A 17,594-nucleotide genomic window follows, 5' to 3' on the forward strand; every position below is an offset into this window, starting at 1 on the left:
GGTGGTTGAGGCACTGATGCTGCTCGGCGGACTTGACGGCCGCCCCACGCCGAACCTGACGGTTTCTTGACGGCCTTCCTCACGACTTCTCGACGGCCTTCTCCACGATCGGCTCGCCTGTCGGGCTGGCTTGTCCGGCTGGCTTGTCCGGCTGGCTTGTTTGACAATTATGCTGTAGCAAATACCATGTTCCGTATGGCTCTGCTCCCCCAGCTCTCGTCCCCGGTCACCCTCGGCGATCAGGCGTACGCCGCGATCCGCGAGGCCATCGTCACCGGCACCCTCAAGCGCGGGGAGAAGGTCACGGAGCGGGGCCTGGCGGAGTCGCTCAGCATCAGCGCGACCCCCGTCCGTGAGGCGCTGCGACGCCTGGAGCAGGACCGGCTGGTGGAGCGGACGGGGCCCAGGTCGGTCCGTATCGCGCAGTTCGGCAAGGAGGAGCTGCGCGAGTTCACCATGATGGAGGACGTGCTCCGGGCCCTCGCCGCCCGACTGGCCGCGGAGAAGTCGACGGCGGCCCAGCGCCGCGAGATGTCCGACTGCCTGGACAAGGCGGACGCCTTGCGCGGCGCACTGCGCGACGCGGACCCGGGCACCGACGCGGAGCGGGACCTGGTGCTCGAAATCCAGGCACTCATGCGCCACTTCCACACGATCGTGGACCGGGCCAGCGGCAACGCGACCCTGATCCAGATGCTGCGTACCGTCGACGCCTTCGGTTCGGAGGAGCGGCGGGACAGCATCCTGTCCGAGGTGCGCGGCGAGCACTCGAAGGTGGTCGACGAGCGGTACAGACAGCATCGGGTCATCTACGAGGCCATCGCCGCCGGCAACGGGGAGCGGGCCGAGGAGCTGATGCGGGCGCACAGCCACACCTCGAACGTCTCCCGGATCGCGACGCGCTTTTCGAGCTGACACGCTCGCTCCACGCGGAGCTGTGTTCCCGGGGCCATGTGCCGTACGGGGCTACGGCGTCAGCACGATCCTGCCGAAGACCTCCCCGTCGTCCATCTTCCGGTGGGCGCGTACGGCATGGTCCAGCGGCAGCACTTCGTGGACGACCGTGTCCAACTCGCCGCGGACCGCGGCGGCGAACTGTTCCCCCCGTACGGCATGCAGGTCGGCCGAGGCGACGGTGTCCGCGCTGAAGGTGGCGAAGGACAGCGACTTGCGGAACGCGGCCAGCATCCTCGTACCGAAGTCCGCCGGCGGCTGGCCGGCCACGACGCCGACGGCGACCATGCGGCCGTTCGGATTGAGCCTGTCGAAGAACGACGGCAGGTCCTCACCGGCGACGATGTCGATGATGACGTCGTATCCTGCCGGAGCGTCCTGTCCCCCGTCCCCGGCGCGGTCCAGGACATGGGTGGCGCCCAACTTCCGCAGCCGCGCGCCGCGTTCGGCCGACGACGTGGTGACCGCCACCGCTGCGGCGCCGCCCTTGGCCGCCAACTGGACGGTCATGACGCCGATGCCGCCGGCCGCGCCGCGCACCAGGACCGTCTCACCAGGGGCGAAACGGGCGTGCGCCAGTGCGAAGTAGGCGACGACCCCGGAGGTGCCGAGCGTCACCGCGTCGGCGGCGGAGAGGCCGTCGGGGAGGGGGAGGATCTCCCGCACCGGGACGACGGCCTGTTCGACGTAGCCGCCGCCCGTGCCGGTGAACCCCCACACCCGCCGGCCGATCCATGAGGTGTCGACGCCTTCGCCCACCGCGGTGACCGTGCCGGCCACCTCGTTGCCGGGAATGTGCCCCTCCTTGAAGCCGTAGGCGGCCAGGGCGCCGCTTCGGATCACGGTGTCGACACCGCCGACGCCCACCGCTTCCGCGGCGATCACCACGTCTCCGGCGGCCGGTACGGGTGCGGGCAGGCCGACCACGGCCAGCCCGTCGGGGCCTCCGTACGTCCGGATCTCAATTGCCTTCAATGTCGTCTCCACGTGCTCGGACCGGTGTGCCGCACCCTGCTGACCTGGGCGGCTGCTTCCTCTCCCGGACGCTAACGGACGCCCCCGTCCACTTGGGTAAAGTGAGAGCGGTGACCGATCATTTGCCTCACACCCTGCGTTCCGACGCCCTGGACAACCGCGAACGCATCATCGAAGCGGCCAGGAGGCTGTTCGCGGCCGAGGGCCTGGACGTGCCGATGCGGGAGATCGCCCGGCGCGCCGCCGTCGGACCCGCCACCCTGTACCGCCGCTTCCCGACCAAGCAGGCGCTGATCACCGCGGTCTTCGCGGACCAGTTGCGCATGTGCCGGGACATCGTCGACGAAGGGTGCGCCGACCCCGATCCCTGGCGGGGCCTCTGCCAGGTGATCGAGAAGGTCTGTGAACTGCACGCACGCGACCGGGGTTTCACCGAGGCCTTCATGTCCACGTTCCCCGGCACGACGGACGCGGACGCGGGCCGTGAGTACACGGTGCGGGCGATCGCCGGACTGGCCCGGCGGGCCCAGGAGGCCGGGCGCCTGCGTCCCGACTTCGTCCTGGACGACCTCGTTCTGATGCTCATGGCCAACAAGGGGATCCACTCCGCCTCGACCGCGGTCCAGGTCACGGCCTCGCGGCGCTTCGCGGGCTTCGTGATCCAGGCGTTCGAGGCCTCCCCCCGGCACGCGCCGCTGCCGCCGCCGGCACGGCTGGCCTCCGCGGAGCCCGGTTACCTCTGACGGCACCTGACTGCACCCGGCCGGAGACACGCAGGTGCGGTGGGCCGCTCAGGGTGTGTCCGGGGCCGCCAGTTCGAAGTCCGCGCGGGGTGTCGCCACTCCGTTGATCTGCAGGGAGACCGCGTGCGGCCCCGGGTGGTAGCGGCGCGTGGTGATCGGCCGGAACGAATGCTCCCGTACGAGGTCGATCCGTTCGTCCGGTGCGAGGGTGCGGGTGGTGAGCTTGAAGGTCTTGCCGGTCTGGCCGCCGTTGGCTTTTCGGTGGTGCACGACGTAGTCGATCGTCAGCCGTGCCTGGACGTCACCCGCGTTGCGGATCGAGGCCGTGAAGCGGACCGTGCCGCCGAACGGGACGACGTCCCGGTCCAGTCGGGGTCCCTCGACCTCCAGGGTCGCGGGAGCGAAACCGAGCAGTTCCAGGGCGCCGGGGTGGCCGCGCTTGACCAGGGTGCGCAGCCCGTGGCGTACCAGGCGCCCGGTGGTGGCGTCGGGGCTCTCCAGCCAGCGGCGGGCGGTGTCGACGACGATCTCGGGATGGTCGCGGCTGAGGTCGTTGAGATGGTTGGCGACCGAGCGGCGTACGTATTCGCTCCCGTCGCGGTGGAGGGCGTCCAGGATGGGGACGGTCACCGCGGGACGGGCCAGGATGTCCGGGACCCGTACCGCCCAGGGAAGGTAGGGGCGGGTGCCCTCGGAGGCCAGTCTGCGTACGTCGGCGTCGGCCGACGCGATCCAGTCGCCGAGGATGATACCGAGGGCCCGGTCGAGGTCGTGCCGCAGCAGGGTCCTGATGGCGAACTCCGAGGACAGCCGCCCGGTGAGACTCGCGAGGAGGTCCATCGCGTCGTCGAAGGCCGCCGCCCCGCCCTCCTGGACGGCGCGGGTGGCGACAGCGCTGGTGACCGGCCAGATCAGCCAGCCGGTGAACTGCGGTGCCTCGTCGCGAGCCGTACGTACGGTCCGCGCCAGCGCAGCGTAGTCACCCGGGAGGTCGGTGAGCAGTGCGTCGCGCAGCAGGTCGGCGCGCTCCCGCAGGGACAGCGGGTCGATCAGCCCGGGGGCCGCGCGCAGCGCCGTGAGTTCGGCGTCCGGGGCGGCGGTCTGCAGGGCGTGGGTGAGGCTCCGGACGGTGTGGCGGCCGATGAGTTCGTCGGCGAACGGCATGGCGGTCCCTCTGTCGGACGGGCGGGCGGGGTGCTGCGGGGCGGTGGTGCGCCGCCCCTCCAGGCTAGGAGCAGATCAGGACAGCCACGGTCCTGGTTTCGTACCGGAAGCCTCGTTGCCGGGCCGGCTGCCAGGCCGGATGTCGGGCCGGATGTCGGGCCGGTTGCCGCGATACAGGGCGTCGAGTCGGGCGAGCAGAGCCTCGCGCACGGGCTCCGGCGACAGGATCTCCAGGGGTGTGCGCAGGCTCAGCAGGTAACCGGCGAGCTGGTCGGGATCGGAGCCTCCGATGGTGATGACCGTCGCGTCCGGTCCGTCGGCCTCGTGGGTGGCGACGATGGGGGCCACCAGCCGGCGGGCGTCGTCGTAGGAGTGCGGAAGCCGGACCCGGGCGAAGAAGGGGTAGCCGGTACGGGTGATGGTGTCGGAGACCATCTGCGCGGCGTCCGGGGCGTCGGACAGTTCGACCACTTCTCCGGTGGACTCGACACCGGCCACCCGGTCGACACGGAACGTCCGCCAGGCCTCCCGTTCGACGTCTCGGGCCACGAAGTACCAGTGCACACCGGTGTGGACGAGGCGGTACGGATCGACGCTCCGGACGGTGGTCGTGCCGTGCATGTCGCGGTACGTGAGAGTGGTGCGCTCGGACGCACGGCACACGGAGGCCAGCAGCAACAGCACGTCCGCCGACGCCTGGGGCGTCTCACAGCGCGGGGTGTGTTCGACGGTGGCGTCCAGGCCGGCCAGGCGCTTCGCCATGCGGGTGGGCAGGATCTGCCGCAGTTTCAGCAGGGCCGACAGTGCAGCCGGGTCGGCGCCGAGCGCCGCACCGTGGGCGGCTTCCCGGAGCGCCACGGCCACGGCGAAGACCTCGTCATCGTCGAGGTTCAGCGGAGGCATTCGGTTGCCCGCGCCGAAGCGGTAGCCGCCGCCGGGTCCCGGGATCGACTCGACGCCGTATCCGAGTTCGCGCAGCCGGTCGATGTCCCGGCGCACGGTGCGCTCGGTGACGTCCAGTTGCCGTGCCAGTTCCGCGTTCGACCAGGTGGGTCTGCTCGACAGGAGGGACACCAGCCGCAGCAGCCGGGCGGAGGTAGCGATCACGGACCGACCTTAGCGAGGTGCGGCGGGACGGACGGCCACGGGCGGGACACGGTGGCGGGGCAGGCGGGGCGCGGTCACGGTCACGGTCACGGTCACGGGTCGGACGGGGCAGGTGGGATGACGGTCACGGGTCCGTCAGGGCGATACGGGCCGTTATCCGTTTCCCGACCGGCTCCCGGTGGATCCGCAGGTCCTGGGCCACGGCCTTGACGATCTCCAGGCCGTGCTGGCCGACCCTGCCCGCGTCGGCGGCATGCGCCTCGGGGACCGTCGGGTCGCTGTCCCACACGATGACGTCCACGGTCTCAGAAGTGACGCGGAGCTCCATCAGGACGGGGCCGGGGGCGTACTTGCAGGCGTTGGTGACCAGCTCGCTGACCACCAGCTGGGTCAGATCCATCACGCGGGCGGATACGGACGAGTGCGGCTCGGCGCGGACCCGTTCGAGGAAGGCCGCGGCGTGGTGGCGGGCATCGGCGATGCATCCGGCGTCCCCGCCTATGGCGTAGCCGGTCTGCATCATGTGTCCGTCCGACCCCGTACAGCCGTCACCGTCGTCGTGGGATCCCACCGGCATCGCCCTCATTCTCCGTTCACAGGCGCTCCGCTACCCGTCGCCACGTCATTCATGCATCGTACAAATGTGCTCTCCCGCACAGCTGTGTGGGTGCGGGAGGGAGAGCGTTCGGGCACAATGGCCGGGCACCTCGTGACCCGGGGCAAGTCCGGGCACCCAACCGCAGTCGAGGAGACGGTGACCAACATTCAGAGCGTGGACCAGCCAGGCCGGCTGTCCGTCGAGCACTCCGCGATCGACGGCGTCCGTGTCGTGACCGTGCGCGGCGAGATCGACCACACCGTCAAGGACATGCTCAGCAAGGCCCTGCTGCCGCCCGACGGCGTGACGCATCCGCGGACGGTGGTCGACCTCAGCGGGGTGACCTTCATGGACTCCAGCGGGATCAGCGTCTTCATCGGCGCGTACCAGGCCGTGAGTGACACCGAGGGCTGGCTGCGCATCGCCGGTGCGCAGGAATCCGTTCTGCGGATCCTGCAGATCGTCGGGATGGACACGTTGATCAGTTGCCACCCCACCATTGAACATGCTGTGAACGCCTGAGCACACGCGTCGGCTCGCGGTCCGCCCCGCGTCGGTGCCCAGGACGCCCCGGATAGCATGCGTGCCATGTCGGACGCATCGCCCCAGCCGGAGCCGTTCACCCCGTCCACCGAGCCCGCGGCGCTCGAAGACCTCCGTACGCGGCTGCGCGCGACACGCTGGCCGGACGCTCCCGAGGACGCCGGCTGGTCGCTCGGGACCGATGTCGACTACCTCCGTGAACTCGTCGCGTACTGGGCGGACACGTTCGACTGGCCGGCGCAGGAGGCCGCGCTCGCCCGGCTGCCCCGCTTCCGCGTCCGGCTCGGCGGCCTGGGCATCCACTTCGTGCACGCCCGGGCTGTCGCGCCGACCGGGCCCGTGCTGCCGCTGATGCTCAGCCACGGCTGGCCGGACTCGTTCTGGCGTTACTCGAAGGTCGTCCCGCTGCTGACCGATCCCGGCGCGCACGGCGCCGATCCCGCCGACGCGTTCGATGTGATCGTGCCCGACATGCCGGGTTACGGGTACTCGGACCGCCCCACCGGCCCGCCGCTCGACTCGATCGGCGTCGCCGGACTGTGGGCCGAGCTCATGGACGTCCTCGGCCACGCGCGGTTCGGCGCGGCGGGCGGCGACATCGGCAGCCACGTGAGCCGCTATCTCGCGCTCGACCACCCCGACCGGGTCGTGGCCGTCCACCGCATGGACGGCGGGCTGCCCGTCTTCACCGGAGACCCGGCCGAGCTCACCCCCGAGGAGCGTGCCTGGTTCGCGGACGCCGCGGCCTGGGGCGCGAGCGAGGGTGCCTACGGCGCCATGCACCGCACGAGGCCCCAGACCGCGGCCGCCGGACTCAACGACTCACCTGCCGGGCTCGCCGCGTGGATCGTCGAGAAGCTGCGGGCGTGGAGCGACTGCGACGGCGATCTCGAACGGAGCTTCACGAAGGACGAGATCCTCACGAACGTCACGCTCTACTGGCTCACGGGGACGATCGGCTCGTCGATGCGCATGTACAACGCCAACGGCGCGCTCCCGCCCGAGCAGCTCACCCGCCGGGTGGAGGTGCCGTCCGGTTTCTCGCTCTTCCAGGGCGACATCGTCCGCCCGCCGAGGGCCTGGCTGGAACGCACGACGAACGCCGTGTACGTGAACGAGCCCGCGCGCGGCGGGCACTTCGCACCGTTCGAGGAGCCCGAGCTCTACGCGGAGGAACTGCGGACGTTCTTCCGTCCCTACCGGGCGGCGGCAGCGAGCAGGACGGTGAACTGAAGGCGGCAGCTGCCACAGAGGCCGCAGCTGCGCCGGCTGCCCGGTGTCGCGGACGCCGTCAGTCCGCCCACTGCCTCTCGGGCAGCGGGGCCGCGCGGGCGACGACCGTGCTCCGGGCGGCCGATCGCAGGGCGAACAGCCGGGTGAGCGGGTGGAAGCGGTAACGGCCCGGGGCGCGGGACTCCAGGAGCTGCACGTCGACCAGCTGCTCCAGGATCACCTCGGTCGCCGACACCGCCGCGCCGGTCGTCGCGGCTGCCTCCGTGACCGTCAGCTCGCCCTGTCCGGCCGCCAGCAGGGGCAGCGCGCGGGCCGCCGCGTGTCCGGCGGGCCCTCTGGCCAGCAGCTCCCGGTGGCCGGCGGCCAGGGCCGCGTGCATGTCCAGATCCGCGAAGGACAGCTCCGCGAGGCGGCCCGCGGGATCGGCGAGCCGGTCGGCGAGTTCCCGTACCGGCCACCGTGGGCGCGCCGCCAGCCGGGCGCCCGCGATCCGCAGGGCCAGGGGCAGATGGCCGCAGTGGTGGGCGATCGTCTCGGCGGCGCCGCGTTCGGCGGACAGCCGCCCCGCCCCCGCCCAGAGACCGAGGACCTCGATGGACGCCGGGGGTGCGAGGGGCGAGAGGTGGAGATGGACGGCGCCGTTGAGGGTGGCGAGGACACCGAGGCTGGTGACGAGGACCGCGCAACCGTGTGCCGCGGGCAGAAGCGGACGTACCTGGGCCGCGTCCAGCGCGTTGTCCAGGACGATCAGCATCCGGCGCTCGGTGAGCAGCGTGCGGTAGGCCGCCGCCGCGTCCGCCTCGCTGCCGGGGCAGAGCCGCGACTCGCCCAGCGCGCCGAGGAAACGCCTGAGGACGGCGGCCGGCGGCACGGGACGCTCGTCACGGTGCGATCCCCGCAGGTCGGCGTAGAGCTGGCCGTCGGGGAAGCGCTCGCCGAGCCGGTGGGCCGCGTGCACCGCCAGCGCGGACTTGCCGACGCCTCCGGGGCCGTCGAGAGCGACCACGACGGGGCCGCTCCCCCGCTGCCCCGGGCGCAGCACGTCGAGGGCATCCAACTCGCCCGCGCGTCCCAGGAGTTCGGGGATGTCCGCGGGCAACTGGCGAGGGACGGGGGCAAGAGCGCCGGGGTCGTCCGTGCCGGGCGGACCCACGCGGCCGTTGGAAACCGGAGCCATGCGGGCACGGCGGGCCTCCTCCACCCGGTCGCGGGCCGTCGCCAGCTGCCGAAGCTCACGGCCGGTGGCACCGAGCAGCTGGACCAGCGTGTCGAAGCGGTCCGTCGGCGGCAGGGTCTTGCCGGCGAAGTAGTCGCCGATCACCCCGTGCGCCCAGCCGGTGCGCGCGGACAGCTGACGGTAGGTGGGCTGTGCTCCACCGTCCCTGCGCGCGGCGCGTCTGCGCAACTGGCGCAGCAGCGCGGCCAGTTCCTCGGTCGTGTCCACGGCGTCGAGCGGGCCGACCCCAGCTGCCGCCGCCCTCGGTTCGCCGTCCGCCGGATGTCCCGCCGCCCCCGGTCCGCCTCGCATTCGTTCGTATCCTCCGCACCGGCGCGGGCCGGGCGAGCGCTGTGGGCGCCGCCTGGCCGAGGCCACCGAACCTGTCCGGTGCTGCCCGATTTCCGGAACCGCTCAACGGGACGCGCGCGAGCATCCCTCTACCGCTCGGATCCCGTGATTCGGCGATCGGGCACCGCACCGGCTGTCACTACGGCATTCGTGGAGTGCCGCCCACCGGTTTGGTACGACTTCCCGTCGAATTCCGGACATCGAGCGGCGCATCGGGGGGCGGTCCCGGGCTAGACCGGGCGCTGCCGGTCGTGCCCGGGACCGCGGGTAGGGTCGGCCGGTATGACCGTCGCTCGTTCCGTCGCCCTGTTCGTCGTCGCCGCCCTCTTCGAGATCGGCGGCGCCTGGCTGGTGTGGCAGGGCGTGCGCGAGCACAAGGGCTGGATCTGGATCGGCGCCGGCGTCATCGCGCTCGGCCTCTACGGTGTGGTCGCCACCTTCCAGTCCGACGACGACTTCGGGCGCATCCTGGCCGCTTACGGCGGGGTCTTCGTCGCGGGATCGATCGCCTGGGGCATGATCGCCGACGGCTACCGCCCCGACCGTTACGACGTCGTCGGTGCCCTCGTCTGCCTCACCGGCATGGCGGTGATCATGTACGCGCCTCGCTCGCACTGACTCCTGGCATCCGCTGTGGTCCGGGGCTCGCTGCGGCCCGGGGCTCACTGCGGCCCGGACACCTGCTGCGGCCCGGACGCCTGCTCAGGCGGCGGAGAACACGTCCGGGCTGCCCGTCGTCCAGGTGATGCGCAGGGTGCGACGGGAGATGCGCCAGCCGTCGGGCGTACGCACGAGGTCGTCCTCGTAGCTGCCACCGGTGTGGTAGTACTCGCCGCCCCGGTGGTGGTGGGCGACGATCTGCGTGGCCGCGTGTGCTCCGGTGTCCGCGAACGTGACTTCCTGAGCGCCGAGCAGGTGCTGTGTCGCGTCCAGGCCCGCGAACAGCTGCCGGGCGCCCTCGGCGACGACACCGCCGCCGACCGTCAGGCCGCTGAACGCCTCTCCTTCCGGCAGGTAGGCGTCGAAGACGTTCCGTACCTCGGCGTTCTCGGTGAAGACGGCGGCGACGCGGGCGAAGTCACGACGGTCCAGGCCGAAGACGTAGGCCGTGAGCAGATCGCGAATCGCGTCACGGTCACGGTCGCGGGCCTGGTCAAGGTCACGGGCCTGGTCGTGGTCTTGGTCGTGGTCGTGGTCAGGAGCTTGGTCAAGGTCAGGAGCTTGCTCGGACGTGGATGTGTCGCTCATGGGGTGTGTTCCTAGATCCCGGCGAGGACGGAGGGGTCGCCCTCGGTCCAGGCGTTGTCGACGGTGAGGTGCCGGACGACCCATACGTCGCCCTGCCTGACCAGCTCCACGTCGTACCGGTTGGTCATCAGGACATGACGCGAGTGGTCCGCCCGGGGCAGGTGCTGGCACGCCACGATGCCTTCGAGGTGCGCCGTGTCGCCGTCGAGAGTCACCCGCGGGTTGCTCAGCGAGTGCGTGGTGTCCAGGTGGCCGAGCGAGCCCAGCAGGGCCGTGGCGATGGTCTCCCCGCCGTTGATCGGCGGGTACTCCTGGCCGGCCTTCTTCGTGGCCGGACCGAAGTCGGCCACCGCGTCGTCCGCGAAGGCGGAGGCGAGCAGCTCCTTGTCGCGCAGGTCGAGACCCGCGGCATAGCGGTAGAGGGTCTCCACCACGGCGAACTTGTCCTCGATCGCCGTGGGAGAGGTGGTGCTGTCAGTCGTCGACATGGTGCGTCCTTCGTCGGTGGGTTGTTGTTCCTTCACCGTAGACCACTATTTGACACCTGTCGAATAGTGGTAGCGTCGAGAGCGAACCGATCGAAGGAGTGAGTGTCGTGCGTGAAGTGGAATGCAATGCCCCGAAGGCACCCGTCCACCGTCCGCGGTCACGGGCGGGCCCTGCGGGCGGCCGTCGGAGGAAGAGGGGGTGGAGCCCGCCGACGACCGGCGCAGTAGTGTGCGGGCATGGTGAGTGACCAGTCCCCGGCCGTCGAAGCGGATCCGCGCTTCACCCGCTCGCGACGGGCGATCGCGGACGCACTGGCCGACCTCATGCAGCGGAAGAAGACATCGCCTTCGGTCTCCGCCCTGGCGGAAGCCGCCGGCATCCACCGCGCCACCTTCTACAACCACTTCGACTCGGTCGAAGAGGCCGCGGTGTACGTGATCGCGGACGATTTCCGCGCCCTCCACGACCTGAACATCAGCGATCGGAGGAGGGGCGGGGAACCTGCCGAGGTGGCCGTGGCAACGCTGAACGCCATGCTCGACACGCTCAAGCAGCGAAGGAGCCTCTTCCTGCTGGCTTCGACGTGGCGGTCGTCGAGCGGACTGATGGGGATCGGCGATCTCCTCCTCGAACAGCTCCACGCTCTCCGGCGCGACCTCGGCATCGACGAGCGCGAGTCCGGGCCCGGGAACTCGGTCGAGGACGTCTTCACGGCCTCCGGAGTGCACGGAGTCTTCTCGGCCGCCGTCGGGGGCAACACCGACTGCGACCCGGAGGAGATCGCGGTCCGCCTGTACGCACTGCTGCCCGACTGGATCCACCACCCACCACAGCCGACGACGACAGCGACAGCCTGACCCGCTTGACGCCCGGCAAGCCCGGCGTGCGGGCCACTACGGCCCCGCACCGCCGGCGATCCCCCCTGCCCGCAGCCGAGCCACGGCATCGAGCCACGGCATGGGGCCGCGCGTCGGAAGGAGACCTCATCATGAGCATCGCCCTTGTGCGCAACCCTGGCGAAGGCCGGGACTTCCGCTACTACGACAACGTCATCGAGCAGGTGGCGACGAACGCCGAGACCAGCGGCGCGGCCAGCGTCATGCGGCTCACCGTGGGCCGCGCGGACGCGCCCCCGCTGCACACCCACAGCCGTGAGGACGAGAGCTGGGTGGTCCTGTCGGGCCGCGTCCGGTTCTGGGTCGGCTCGACCTCGCTGGCCGAGTGCGAGGTACGGGACGCCGAGCCCGGTGCCTATGTCTACGTGTCCCGGCTGGTCCCGCACACCTTCCAGACGATCACACCGACCGCGGAAGTCCTCGTCATCAACAATCCCGGAGCCATCGAAGGCCTCTTCCACACGGTCGGCCCCGCCGACGCGCGGGAGGACGCCGAGCACACCGACCTCGCGGCGGCCTACGGAATCGTCAACCACGACAACCCGCCCCCGTCCGGTCGGGAAGAGAACGGAACATCATGAGCTCGCACCTGAAGGACAAGGTCGTCACCTACCTCCTCGCCCTGGAGAAGCCCGACTGGGAGACGGCGCGCGCCCTGTGCGCCGACACCGCCACCGTCTGGCACAACGACGGCAAGGGCGACGAGACGCTCGACGAGTACTTCGACGGGCTGAAGAGGACGATCGGATCCTACGAGTCGATCCGGTACGACATCCTCCGCCGGCTCTCCCAGCCGGGCGGGGTCCTCCAGCAGCACGTCGTGCACGTGACCGGGAAGGACGGCAGGCGCGGCGAGGTGCACGCCGCCGTCTACTTCGGCTTCGACGACGCGGAACTGATCAACCGCATCGAGGCGTACGCGAACTACATCCCCGTCGACCAGGACAGCGCCGACCAGGACAGCTGAGGCGGCCGGGCGCGGCCCGCCGCCCCGGCCCCGACAGAGTCTCAGAGGGTGATGCAGAAGGGGTGCCCCGCGGGATCCAGCAGGATGCGGCGCCGGTCGGGGAGCGGCTGCACGTCCGCCGTGACAGCTCCCAGAGCGACGAGCCGGGCCTCGGCCGCGTCCAGGTCGTCCACGCCCAGGTCGAGGTGTGCCTGCTTCGGCACGGAGGAGTCCGGCCAGGTGGGGCGCCGGTAGTCGTCCACGCGGTAGAAGCCCAGCCCTGGTGAGCCCTCGCGGCCCACCAGGACGAAGCCGTCGGTGGACAGGGCGACGGGCAGGCCGAGCGCCTCGCTGTAGAAGCGCGCCAACTCGGCGGGGTCCGCGCAGTCGAAGGTGACGGCCAGGTAGCGGACCGCGGGAACGGAATCGGTGTGAGAAGCCATCGGAGTACTCCTTTCGGTGGGTCGAGGTGCCCTACGCGCCCATACCGCGCAGCGTCCGCTCCAGGCCGTCGCCGATGCGGTCCATCGTGGCCGCGTACGCCTCCGGCATGTCGACGTCGAGCCGGTCGGCGAGCACGAAGACCCACCACAGGCACTCGGCCAGCTTGTGCCGCAGTTCGGCGTCCACGTCACCGTCGATGCCCCAGGTGCGCTCGGCGGCGAGCACCAGGCGCCCGACATAGGCGGCGTCGTTGGTGAAGCCGATCGCGAGCTCCGGCAGCGTCCATGTCCTGCCCAGCACGTGCTGCTCGACCTGTTCGTACTGCGCCCGGACCTGCAGTGCCCTGTCGTCTGCGTCGACGAGTCCGGTCCTGTCGTCGGGTGCCTGTGTCTCGTTCTGTGTCTCGTTCATGCGAATGCCCTTCGAGCGGTGTGGTGAGTCGGCCTGGTGGCGGACATTCCTGGACATGTCCACCACGGAGACTTCATCACGCCAGGTGGTGCAGTGCGGTGGTGAGCTGCCAGTCGACGCTGTCGTGGTCGATCGTGGCGTGGACGGGTGAGTCCGCCATCTCACCGGTGATGCCGGCGGCACCGGCACGCGCGTGCGGCAGGCTGTCGTAGGCGACGATGTCGATGATCCGTCCGTCGTCGGTCCCCACGATGCGCCGCCACAGGAAGCCGGGCTGTCGCCGCAGATAGGCGTCGATGTCGGCGTTGGCCTGCACGAAGTCGTCGGCGGTGTGGCCCGCGGCCGGGCGCAGGGTGGTGATCTCAAGTGTCTCGGACAGGGCGGTCATGGTGTGTTCCGTTCTCGTGGCCTGGCCTGGCTTGGCTTGGCGTCGTGGGGCCGGTGGCCCATGGGAGGTGAGGGGGCGGTCAGCGGACGAAGGCCTTGGAGGCCAGGCCGTTGATCGTGGTGTCGCCCTGCTGGAAGCCGACCATGGACTCGGTCATGTTGTGCGGGTAGTCGAGGACCGGCGCCGTGAGCGCGCTCAGCTCACCGGTCTGCTCCTCGGTGAGCGTGATGTCGAGCGAGGCGAGGTTGGCGGCCAACTGCTCCTGCGTGCGGGCGCCGACGAGCGTGGACGTCACCTCGGACCTCTGGCGGACCCAGGCGAGCGCCACCGCCGCCACGGTCGTACCGAGGTCGTCGGCGATCGCCTGCAGGGCGTCGAGGAGGACGAAGGTGGACTCGGTCAGATAGGCGGCCGCGTACGCCGTGCGTCCGGAACCGGCCACCTCGGTGGCGGTGCGCGAGTACTTCCCGGACAGGACACCGCTGGCCAGCGGGCTCCACGGTGTGATGCCGAGCCCGAAACGGCGGGCTGCACCGAAGGTCTCGCCCTCGACGCTCCGGGCGAGCAGCGAGTACTCGACCTGCAGCGCGGCGACGGGCTCCCAGTCGCGCAGCCGGGCGGTCGTGGCGGCCTCCGCGACCCACCAGGCGGGCACGTTGGACAGACCGATGGCGTTGATCTTTCCGGCGCGGACCAGGTCGGTGAGGGTGGACAGGGTTTCCTCGACGGGGGTGTGCCGGTCCCACTGGTGCATCCAGTACAGGTCGACGTAGTCGGTGTTCAGGCGGCGCAGGGAGGCGTCGAGCTGGGCGCGGACGGCCTTGCGGCCGGCGCCGCCGGAGTTGGGGTCGTCGGCCTGCATGGTGCCGCCGAACTTCGTCGCCAGGACGACTCGGTCGCGGCGGCCGGGGCGCTGGGCGAAGTAGCGGCCCAGGGTCTCCTCGGAGGCGCCGCCGTTGTACATGTTGGCGGTGTCCACGAAGTTGCCGCCCGCGTCGAGGTAGTGGTCCAGCAGCCCGAACGAGGTCTCCGGGCCGGAGCCCCAGCTGCCGTCGTCGAAGTTCATGGCGCCGAAGGCCAGCGGGCTGACCCGCAGACCGGAGCGGCCGAGGGTGCGGTACGAGGTGAGAGACATGGTGTTCCTTCTTGGTTCTTGGTTCTTGGTTCTTGGTTCTTGGTTCTCGGAACGGGTTCTGACGTCGTACGGCGTCGGAGCCGTTCGGTGTCGGAGCCGTTCGGTGGGAGTCGTTCGGTCGGAGCCGTTCGGTGGCGTGGTCAGTGCAGGCCCATGGCCGCCAGGTAGACGAGGGCCTCGGCGCTGCGGCTCCCCGGAGCGGGAGTGCCGATCAGCAGTCGCTGTCCCGGGGCGGCCGGCACACCGAGGACGCGGTACGTGAGTGCGACACGTCCGGCCACGGGGTGGACGACGGTCCCGTACGCGCGGTCCAGGCCGACTGCCGACCCGTCCTGCCACGCCGTGGTGAAGTCGGCCGTCGTGGTGGACAGTTCGGCGACGAGGTCCACGATCTCGGTGTCTCCCGGCAGGCGGGCCGCGTTGAGGCGTAGTGCGTACAGGGAGGCGGTCACGGCCAGCGGCCGGTCGGGGTAGTAGTTTCCGGCCTGCGGGTGGGTGAACAGGGCGCGGATCAGGTTCAGTTGTCGGCCGGCACCGGCTGGGCCGCCGTCGCCCGCGAGCGGTGACAGCAGTGCCCTCGCCTCCGCGTTGGCCGCCAGGACGTCGAAGGACGGGCTCAGTGCGTAGGCCGCCGACGGGTGCGACGACTCCAGCAGGCGCAGGAGTTCGGGGTGTACGTGCTCGCGGGGGTCGTCGGGGCGCAGACCGGGATCGAGTCCGGCGAGACGGAACAGGTGGTCTCGCGCGTCCCGGTGCAGTCGGAGGGCCTTCGCCAGTGCTTCGACGATCCGCGGCGAGGGGTGTCGCTCCCTGCCCTGTTCGAGCCTGCCGTAGTGGTCGACGCTGACCTGCGACAGGACGGAGACTTCCTCCCGGCGCAGTCCTTCGACCCGTCGGTGCCGACCGCCGGGGCCCAGACCGACGTCCGCGGGAGTCAGCCGGGACCGGCAGGCCCGTAGGAACTCCCCCAGGGCGTTGTCCGGTGTTGTCTCCGGCCGGTTTCAGGCGTCCTGCGGGGCCTTGAGGTGGTAGCGGGTGTCGCCGGTGAAGTCGATGGTGACCTCCCGCCGTGCGAAGGACCAGGTGCCGTCGCGCCGCTCGAAGCGGTCGTGGTAGCGGCCTCCGGCGACCATCTGCAGCGGCAGGAGGCCGGGCACCGCCTGGAGGATGTTGTAGTACGAGCGTGCCTCGGCGCTGTCGTCGTCCTCGTCGACCTCGATCAGGATGTTGGTGGTGATGTGCCGGGTCCGCAGGGTCCCGTCGTCGTGCACGACGAGCATCGAGCCGATCAGCTCCTCGATGGCCTTGCCGCCGCGCAGGCTCACTTCGCCGGATACGAAGTCGGCGTTCTCGAAGAGTGCGCCGAACGTCGCGAAGTCGCCCTCGTCGACGAGGTGGGAGTAGCGGGCGATGAGGTTCTCGATCTGTCGGGCGCTCGACGTCGAGGCAGTGGGGGACGACATGGCAGTGGCCTTTCACCAGGGGTTTTTCGCCTCCGTCGGGCGAACACCGTCAGTCTGGTCGAGCGGCGCCCCACCAGGAAGGACGTGTCTGCCTAGGAGTCCCGCACCCAGGCTGCGCCTGGCCAGCGGCGGCTGCCTACAGGTCCTTGATCTGCGTGTCGCCGACAGCCAGGGCCAGCTCGGGCCCGTACGCGGAGGAAGGTGACTGGAAGCCGGGTGTGAAGGAGCCGGCCAGCACGCGGCGGGCGATCTCCACGGACGAGAGCTGGGTGAACCGGTACCCCGTCGGTGTGTCGATCAGGGAGCGGACCACGGTGCCGTCCCGGCCCGTCACCTCGGCGACGACCTTGCTGCGTCCTACCTCCCGCTCCCACGCGGTGGGCCCGTCGGGCAGGGCCGAGAGGTCGAGGTCGACGGGAAGGGGCTGCCCGAGCTGTACGTACACCTCGATCGAGGGGATACCCAGCGCGTAGTGGCTGGTGATCAGGTCACCCATGGACACGGAAACGGACTCCTCCGGGCCGTTGTCGCCGAAGTCGAAGAAGGCCACCTTGGGCTCCGGCAGCGCGACGATGTCCCCGTCCGCACGGATCAGGGTGCCCAGGTCGCCGATGCCCTCGGTGGCGCTGACGATGGACCCGCGGGAGAAGAGGTTCAGGCCCTCTGCCTCCTCGGGGGTGGCGCTAAGGAGCTTGAGGGCGAGGCGCAGGGCGGTGGGCTCGGTGACGCGTGCGGCGGCGTGGGCTGCCACGGAGTCACTGGGTACGACGTCCCAGCCGACGCCGGACATGACCATCACGCCGGCGGCCGTGGCCTCGGCGTGCCGGGAGCGCGCGGTGGCGAAGACGTCGTACTCGGCGGTGGTGTCGAGGTAGTGGACGCCCTGGTCGATGGAGGCGTCCATCAGCGGGCGCGCGGTGCGGTGGAAGGGGCCGGCGACGTTCAGGACCACGGTGATGTCGTCGAGCGCGGCGCGGACGAGTGCGGGGTCGTCGAGGGTGAAGGCGCGGCTCTCGACGCCGAGCCGGTCGCCGAGCGCCGTGACGCGCTGCGGGTCGCGGCCGGCCACGACGACGTCGAGGCCCGACTCCTTGGCGTGCTCGGCGACGAGCCTTCCGGTGTATCCGGTGGCTCCGTAGACGAGCAGGCGGGGGGTGGCTGACATGGTGTGCTCCCAAATGGACCGGGCGGAGGGTGAGGACTGCGGAAGAGGCCCGTCCGGGGCGGTGTCCCGCCCGGTGCTGTGTGCCTCGCGTCCAGGCTAGGAGCAGATCCGGACACCTACGGTCC

General features: G+C 70.8%; 22 protein-coding genes. 8 read left to right on the plus strand and 14 right to left on the minus strand.

Translation table 11 applies throughout. The features are described from left to right. Positions 1-195 precede the first annotated feature (195 nt). Positions 196-915 (plus strand): GntR family transcriptional regulator, encoded by a 720-nt coding sequence (locus tag C6Y14_RS02700; protein WP_107014775.1) that lies wholly within the window; start codon positions 196-198, stop codon positions 913-915. Between the two features lie 51 nt (positions 916-966). Here the strand turns inward: C6Y14_RS02700 and C6Y14_RS02705 are convergent, their stop codons facing one another. Beyond that, complete coding sequence (locus C6Y14_RS02705; RefSeq protein WP_107014776.1) at positions 967-1,929, minus strand: zinc-binding dehydrogenase; 963 nt, start codon at positions 1,927-1,929, stop codon at positions 967-969. A gap of 110 nt (positions 1,930-2,039) precedes the next feature. Between C6Y14_RS02705 and C6Y14_RS02710 the strand changes: the two genes are divergently transcribed. Further along, complete coding sequence (locus tag C6Y14_RS02710; protein WP_225890851.1) at positions 2,040-2,672, plus strand: TetR/AcrR family transcriptional regulator; 633 nt, start codon at positions 2,040-2,042, stop codon at positions 2,670-2,672. A gap of 48 nt (positions 2,673-2,720) precedes the next feature. On the opposite strand, the gene C6Y14_RS02715 is transcribed toward C6Y14_RS02710, so the two are convergent. The 3 genes from C6Y14_RS02715 to C6Y14_RS02725 form a co-directional block, all read right to left on the minus strand. Beyond that, on the minus strand, positions 2,721-3,836 hold the full coding sequence (locus C6Y14_RS02715; RefSeq protein ID WP_107014778.1) for a DNA alkylation repair protein: 1,116 nt from the start codon (positions 3,834-3,836) through the stop codon (positions 2,721-2,723). Positions 3,837-3,911: 75 nt separating this feature from the next. Then, positions 3,912-4,943: a helix-turn-helix transcriptional regulator gene (locus C6Y14_RS02720; RefSeq protein ID WP_107014779.1), complete on the minus strand. Its 1,032-nt coding sequence runs from the start codon at positions 4,941-4,943 to the stop codon at positions 3,912-3,914. A gap of 124 nt (positions 4,944-5,067) precedes the next feature. Then, positions 5,068-5,520: an ATP-binding protein gene (locus C6Y14_RS02725; RefSeq protein WP_404828702.1), complete on the minus strand. Its 453-nt coding sequence runs from the start codon at positions 5,518-5,520 to the stop codon at positions 5,068-5,070. Between the two features lie 177 nt (positions 5,521-5,697). Between C6Y14_RS02725 and C6Y14_RS02730 the strand changes: the two genes are divergently transcribed. Together C6Y14_RS02730 and C6Y14_RS02735 are read left to right on the plus strand one after the other, a co-directional pair. Continuing rightward, positions 5,698-6,063: an STAS domain-containing protein gene (locus C6Y14_RS02730; RefSeq protein ID WP_225890852.1), complete on the plus strand. Its 366-nt coding sequence runs from the start codon at positions 5,698-5,700 to the stop codon at positions 6,061-6,063. Positions 6,064-6,129: 66 nt separating this feature from the next. After that, positions 6,130-7,317, plus strand: a complete 1,188-nt coding sequence (locus C6Y14_RS02735; protein ID WP_107014781.1) for an epoxide hydrolase family protein — start codon at positions 6,130-6,132, stop codon at positions 7,315-7,317. A 58-nt stretch (positions 7,318-7,375) separates the two neighbouring features. Here C6Y14_RS02735 and C6Y14_RS02740 read toward each other — a convergent pair whose 3' ends face one another. Further along, complete coding sequence (locus C6Y14_RS02740) at positions 7,376-8,845, minus strand: NB-ARC domain-containing protein (protein WP_107014782.1); 1,470 nt, start codon at positions 8,843-8,845, stop codon at positions 7,376-7,378. Positions 8,846-9,166: 321 nt separating this feature from the next. Between C6Y14_RS02740 and C6Y14_RS02745 the strand changes: the two genes are divergently transcribed. Continuing rightward, the gene (locus C6Y14_RS02745; RefSeq protein ID WP_107014783.1) at positions 9,167-9,502 is read left to right on the plus strand and encodes a YnfA family protein; all 336 of its coding nucleotides are present in this window, start codon (positions 9,167-9,169) and stop codon (positions 9,500-9,502) included. A gap of 84 nt (positions 9,503-9,586) precedes the next feature. Here the strand turns inward: C6Y14_RS02745 and C6Y14_RS02750 are convergent, their stop codons facing one another. Both C6Y14_RS02750 and C6Y14_RS02755 read right to left on the minus strand, forming a co-directional pair. After that, complete coding sequence (locus C6Y14_RS02750) at positions 9,587-10,132, minus strand: nuclear transport factor 2 family protein (protein WP_159074155.1); 546 nt, start codon at positions 10,130-10,132, stop codon at positions 9,587-9,589. 11 nt (positions 10,133-10,143) lie between these two features. Continuing rightward, positions 10,144-10,620: a nuclear transport factor 2 family protein gene (locus C6Y14_RS02755; protein WP_107014785.1), complete on the minus strand. Its 477-nt coding sequence runs from the start codon at positions 10,618-10,620 to the stop codon at positions 10,144-10,146. Between the two features lie 237 nt (positions 10,621-10,857). Here C6Y14_RS02755 and C6Y14_RS02760 point away from each other — a divergent pair, with 237 nt between their 5' ends. The 3 genes from C6Y14_RS02760 (at position 10,858) to C6Y14_RS02770 (ending at position 12,484) form a co-directional block, all read left to right on the plus strand. Then, positions 10,858-11,478, plus strand: coding sequence for a TetR/AcrR family transcriptional regulator (locus tag C6Y14_RS02760; protein ID WP_107014786.1), 621 nt, complete (start codon positions 10,858-10,860; stop codon positions 11,476-11,478). Between the two features lie 131 nt (positions 11,479-11,609). Continuing rightward, complete coding sequence (locus C6Y14_RS02765) at positions 11,610-12,098, plus strand: cupin domain-containing protein (RefSeq protein WP_107014787.1); 489 nt, start codon at positions 11,610-11,612, stop codon at positions 12,096-12,098. Next, positions 12,095-12,484, plus strand: a complete 390-nt coding sequence (locus C6Y14_RS02770) for a nuclear transport factor 2 family protein (protein ID WP_107014788.1) — start codon at positions 12,095-12,097, stop codon at positions 12,482-12,484. Before C6Y14_RS02765 ends, C6Y14_RS02770 begins: the two co-directional genes overlap by 4 nt. Before the next feature lie 41 nt (positions 12,485-12,525). Here the strand turns inward: C6Y14_RS02770 and C6Y14_RS02775 are convergent, their stop codons facing one another. The 7 genes from C6Y14_RS02775 to C6Y14_RS02805 all read right to left on the minus strand — a co-directional run bounded on the left by C6Y14_RS02775 (position 12,526) and on the right by C6Y14_RS02805 (position 17,469). Further along, positions 12,526-12,906 (minus strand): VOC family protein, encoded by a 381-nt coding sequence (locus C6Y14_RS02775; RefSeq protein ID WP_107014789.1) that lies wholly within the window; start codon positions 12,904-12,906, stop codon positions 12,526-12,528. Positions 12,907-12,937: 31 nt separating this feature from the next. Then, positions 12,938-13,318, minus strand: coding sequence for a nucleoside triphosphate pyrophosphohydrolase family protein (locus tag C6Y14_RS02780; protein WP_107015163.1), 381 nt, complete (start codon positions 13,316-13,318; stop codon positions 12,938-12,940). A 76-nt stretch (positions 13,319-13,394) separates the two neighbouring features. Continuing rightward, positions 13,395-13,706 carry a hypothetical protein gene (locus tag C6Y14_RS02785; protein WP_225890853.1) on the minus strand — a complete coding sequence of 104 codons (312 nt, stop codon included), beginning with the start codon at positions 13,704-13,706 and terminating at the stop codon, positions 13,395-13,397. A gap of 79 nt (positions 13,707-13,785) precedes the next feature. After that, positions 13,786-14,841, minus strand: coding sequence for an aldo/keto reductase (locus tag C6Y14_RS02790; protein ID WP_107014790.1), 1,056 nt, complete (start codon positions 14,839-14,841; stop codon positions 13,786-13,788). A gap of 140 nt (positions 14,842-14,981) precedes the next feature. Then, positions 14,982-15,812 (minus strand): helix-turn-helix transcriptional regulator, encoded by an 831-nt coding sequence (locus tag C6Y14_RS02795; RefSeq protein ID WP_107014791.1) that lies wholly within the window; start codon positions 15,810-15,812, stop codon positions 14,982-14,984. 30 nt (positions 15,813-15,842) lie between these two features. Continuing rightward, positions 15,843-16,304: a nuclear transport factor 2 family protein gene (locus C6Y14_RS02800; RefSeq protein ID WP_107014792.1), complete on the minus strand. Its 462-nt coding sequence runs from the start codon at positions 16,302-16,304 to the stop codon at positions 15,843-15,845. A gap of 136 nt (positions 16,305-16,440) precedes the next feature. After that, complete coding sequence (locus C6Y14_RS02805) at positions 16,441-17,469, minus strand: saccharopine dehydrogenase family protein (protein ID WP_107014793.1); 1,029 nt, start codon at positions 17,467-17,469, stop codon at positions 16,441-16,443. Positions 17,470-17,594 lie beyond the last annotated feature (125 nt).

The sequence above is a fragment of the Streptomyces dioscori genome (assembly GCF_003024195.1).
GTDB lineage: Bacteria > Actinomycetota > Actinomycetes > Streptomycetales > Streptomycetaceae > Streptomyces > Streptomyces dioscori.